The sequence below is a fragment of the Alienimonas sp. DA493 genome, from assembly GCF_043951915.1.
GTDB lineage: Bacteria > Planctomycetota > Planctomycetia > Planctomycetales > Planctomycetaceae > Alienimonas.
Genome location: NZ_JBINJD010000260.1, coordinates 1 through 3,838, shown reverse-complemented (window position 1 = coordinate 3,838; position 3,838 = coordinate 1). Strand labels below are relative to the sequence as shown.

Below are 3,838 nucleotides of genomic sequence, written 5' to 3'. Positions count from 1 at the left end.
TCCGGGACGCTCGGTCGGGCGACGGCCCTACAGCGGGGTGACCGGCGTGTACCGCAGCCGGCGGGCGAGCTCCTGCATCAGGGAGACGCCGCGGTAGGTCGCCTCCCACTCCGGCCGGCCGATCGTGCCGCCGTCGAGCAGCGGTTCCAGGCCGAGTTCTTTAAAATCGCGGTGGCTGATGCGCTCGCGGAGCGCCTCGAACCCGTCCAGGTTCAATTCGGCGGCGATCGCCTCCCCGTTCAAGAACACCAGCCGATGCTGACGGGCGACGTGGCCGATCGGGTCGACGTAGCCCTCGGCGGTCGGATCGCTGTCGTCGAACTCCGCGACGGCCTGGCGGAGCGCCCGCAGGTAGGCGGCCCGGTCCCCCTCGATCAAGCGGTCCATCTCCTCCTTGGGCGGGTGGAGTTGGCGGATGAGGTCCTCGGCGTCGCCGAACACTCCGTTGCCGGTCCGCAGGGTGTCCGTCAGGTCGATCATCCCGTTTTTATGACAGGCGAAGCAGGAGACCCCGTTGACGATCGCCGGGGTGCCGGACGTTTTCAGCGCGTCGCCGACGACCTCGATCGGCCCGGCGTGCAGCTGATCGCCGGCGCCGTCGGACAGGAAGTAGCCGTGCAGGCCGTTGGGCAGGCTGAAGATCGCCTCCCCGCCGTCGTGGTCGAAGGCGAGGCGGTCGTGGTTCTCGAACGCTCCCGCCGGGCCGAGCGGGAACCGGGTGAGCTTCCCGCGGCCGTTGTCCGGGCCGAAGTCGTAGCTTTTCCAGTAGGCCCCGTAGGGGGAGGCGTGGCGTTCGACCAGCCGGTTCTGGGCGCTCACGCCGCTGCGGGAGAAGCCGGCCCGGGCGATCGACCGCGGCCGCGGGTCCGCGAAATGCCGCTTCACGTCCACGTCGAGCAGCTCTTCCAGCGCGTGCTCGGTCTCCGGCAGGTCGAGCAGCGCGTTATACAGCGGCGGGCGGGTGGCGGCGGCGACGAACCAGTCGGCCCGCACGATCGGCAGCGTGGTGCCGGACAGGTCCTCCAGGTCCTCGCCCAGCCGGCCCAGCATTTCCCCCTCGTCCCCGCCGAGGTTCCCGTAGCTCAGGCCGTAGGGGTAGGCCTTCAACACGGTCTGCCAGTCTTCGCCGTCCCAGCCGTAATCCCGCAGGTCGACGCGGTACAGCACGCCCTCGGGCAGCCGCTCGCCCAGTTCGCCCCCGGGCCGCACCTCGCGGGGCGGAACGATCGTCGGCTCCCAGGACATGCTGTTGAGGGCCTTGGACAGCGCCGCCCGATAGGCCGGCAGGTCCGAGGCGAGCACGTTGGGGTTATTGAACAGCGTGTGCAGGGTGAAGTACCGCCGCGACGGCCGGTCCTCGCGGTCCGTCTCCCGCAGGTCGTCCCGCACGGCGGCGAGGACCGCGGAGAGCATGACGTGCTCGCGGTCGGCGTCGGAGGGAAAGTCCGCGGCGCCGGCCTCCAGCCAGGCCCGCAGCGCCGCCCGGTCCTCGCTCGGCACGGGCGCCCGCTCGCGGATGTCGGTGGGCGGCATATATTCGGTCTCGATCGCGGCCAGCACGAAGCTGTCCGCGGGGGCGTCGGCGTCCAGGTGCCCGGACTCTTTTAAAGAGGCGACGCTCAGCACGTCGAAATTCCCCCCGGGGGAGCCTTCGCCGCTGTGACAGCGGGCGCAATGCGTTCTTAAAACGGTGCGGGCCGCGGAGGCGAGGGCCGCGGAGTCCGGGGTCGGCTCCGCCGCGCCCCCGGCGGGCGGAGCCGATAAGACGACGGCCGCGGCGACCGCGGCGGACAACAAGCGAGCGTTCATCACGGCGACGGCTGGGAGGGGGGCGGTTGCGGCGGGGGAACGACGGGCGGAACCCCGACGGGCCGGGAAACGGCCGGGGGAAGACGCGGGGCGAGCCTCATGACAAACCCCCTCGCTCCCCCCCGCAACTGTTATTCCTCGCCCGATCCGCGGACCGGACTGAACGGGGGCGGCGGGGCGGGCGAAGGGCGACATGCGAGCAATACGCCGCTGTTCGCGGGCCGCTTCCCGCCGTCTTGAAAAATCCGTCCGGCTATTCCCGATTGTCGGAGCGCGACACCGGCCCGGCGTCGGCTCCGATCTGCCACGCGCCGCGGCGGTTGTTCCGCAGGTCGACGCCGGAGACGGTCGCACGGGCTTGCTCCTGGACCCGCACGCCCTGCCACGCGTTGCCGATCGACGCCCCGCCGCGGATCGTAGCGGACGTCCCGGCGGCCGCGACGGTGATCCCGGCCTGCCCGCTGCCGGTCAGGGTGCAGTCCTCGAACACGCCGGACCCGCCTTCATTCACCAGCAGCCCGTGGCCCTTGGCGTTCTCGACCCGGCACCGGCGGACCGTCGGGTTCGCCCCGGCGCGGCCGATGTGCATGCCGTGGGTCTTCGCGTCGGAGAAGACGGCGTCTTCGTACGTGCCGCGGGCGCCGACGACGAACAGCCCGATGTCGCTGCCTTCGACGCGGCATCGTTTCACCGTCGGGTTGGCGCCCTCGACCGCGCTGATGCCGGCGATGCCGTTGTCGATGAAGATGCAGTCTTCGTAGGTCCCGGCCGCGGAGAGGTGGACCAGCAGGCCGCCCCGCGTGCAGTTCTCCGCCCGGAACTGGAGGAACGTCGGCGCCGTCCCGTCCTTCAGGACGTACGCGCCTCGCTCCTTGGCGCGGAGGGCCACGCAGCGTTCGAACGTGCCGCCGGCGCCGTGGTGGACAAGGAAGCCGTCCTGCGCCGCGTCCTCGACCCGACACCCGCGGAACGTCGGCGCCGTGCCCGCCCCAAATACCTCGACGCCGTCGCCAGCGTTGCCCGTGGACGTGCAGTTCTCGAACAGGCCGCCCGCCTGATCGTAAACGACGAAGCCGTTCGCCGATCCGTTTTCCACCCGGCACGCCCGCAATGTGGGGTTCGTGCCAGCGCCTTTCACGGTGACGCCGTCGTCGGCGTGGCCCACGAACAGGCAATTCTCATAGGTGCCGGCGGCTTTCTCGAGGACGTACAGGCCGTACGAGACCCCGTTCTCCGCCCGGCAGTTCCGCAGCGTGGGCGCCGTGCCGTCGCCGGCGACGTAAATGCTGGCGATCGAACTCGACGTCGCCACGCAGTCCTCCACCAACGGCGCGCCGGCGCTGACCCACAGACCGGTCATCTTCGCGTCCGGCGCCGCCGTGCACCGCAGCGTCAGCCCCTTCACCGTCGCGACGGGCGCCTTGAGGTGCAGGGCGTCGGAGTCGCTCGCTTCGATGACGACCTGTTCCCGCGGGCCGACGCCCTCCAGCGTGACGGCGCGGTCGATCGTCAGCCCGTTCTCCCGGTACAGGCCGGGCCTCACGGTCACGCGACCGCCGTCGGGGGCCGCGGCGAGGGCGGCTCGAATCGTGTGGTGGTCGCCGGACCCGTCCGCCGCGACGACCAACGGGGCGGGGGTCATTGACCCGGAGTTGCCCGCGTCGCCGAGTTCGACTGCCGCGATCGAGGCAAAGAACCGCCCGCCGCGATCCGCGAAGCGTTCCGCCTCCCGCCGCAGGTCCGCCGGCGCCGTGCCCGCGGTCAGTTCCTCGGCCAGCCGGGCGTGCAGGTCTTCGGTGTAGCCCTGCTGACCGACCCGCAGGGCGAGGCGGGCGACGAGGGCCTCCGTGTCGGTCGCCGGCACGGCCAGCGGCAGGGATCGGGTCGCCTCCGGCCCGTGGAACGTCGGCGACTGCCGGATGCGCTCGGCCTCCGGCAGGTCGGCGTTGTATTCGTCGATCAGCGTCGCCACCCGGGCGGTCGTGGCGGTCTGCACCTCCGCCAGACGGATGAAGCCGTCCCCGTCGAC

Annotated in this window: 2 protein-coding genes; both read right to left on the bottom strand. The window is 71.6% G+C overall.

Features of this window, described 5'->3' with window-relative positions:
• Nucleotides 1–27 precede the first annotated feature (27 nt).
• Nucleotides 28–1,809 (bottom strand): hypothetical protein, encoded by a 1,782-nt coding sequence (locus ACG2DA_RS21950; protein WP_395258716.1) that lies wholly within the window; start codon nt 1,807–1,809, stop codon nt 28–30.
• Between the two features lie 253 nt (nt 1,810–2,062).
• The coding region (locus tag ACG2DA_RS21945) for a right-handed parallel beta-helix repeat-containing protein (RefSeq protein WP_395258714.1) at nt 2,063–3,838 on the bottom strand (1,776 nt) is incomplete at its 5' end.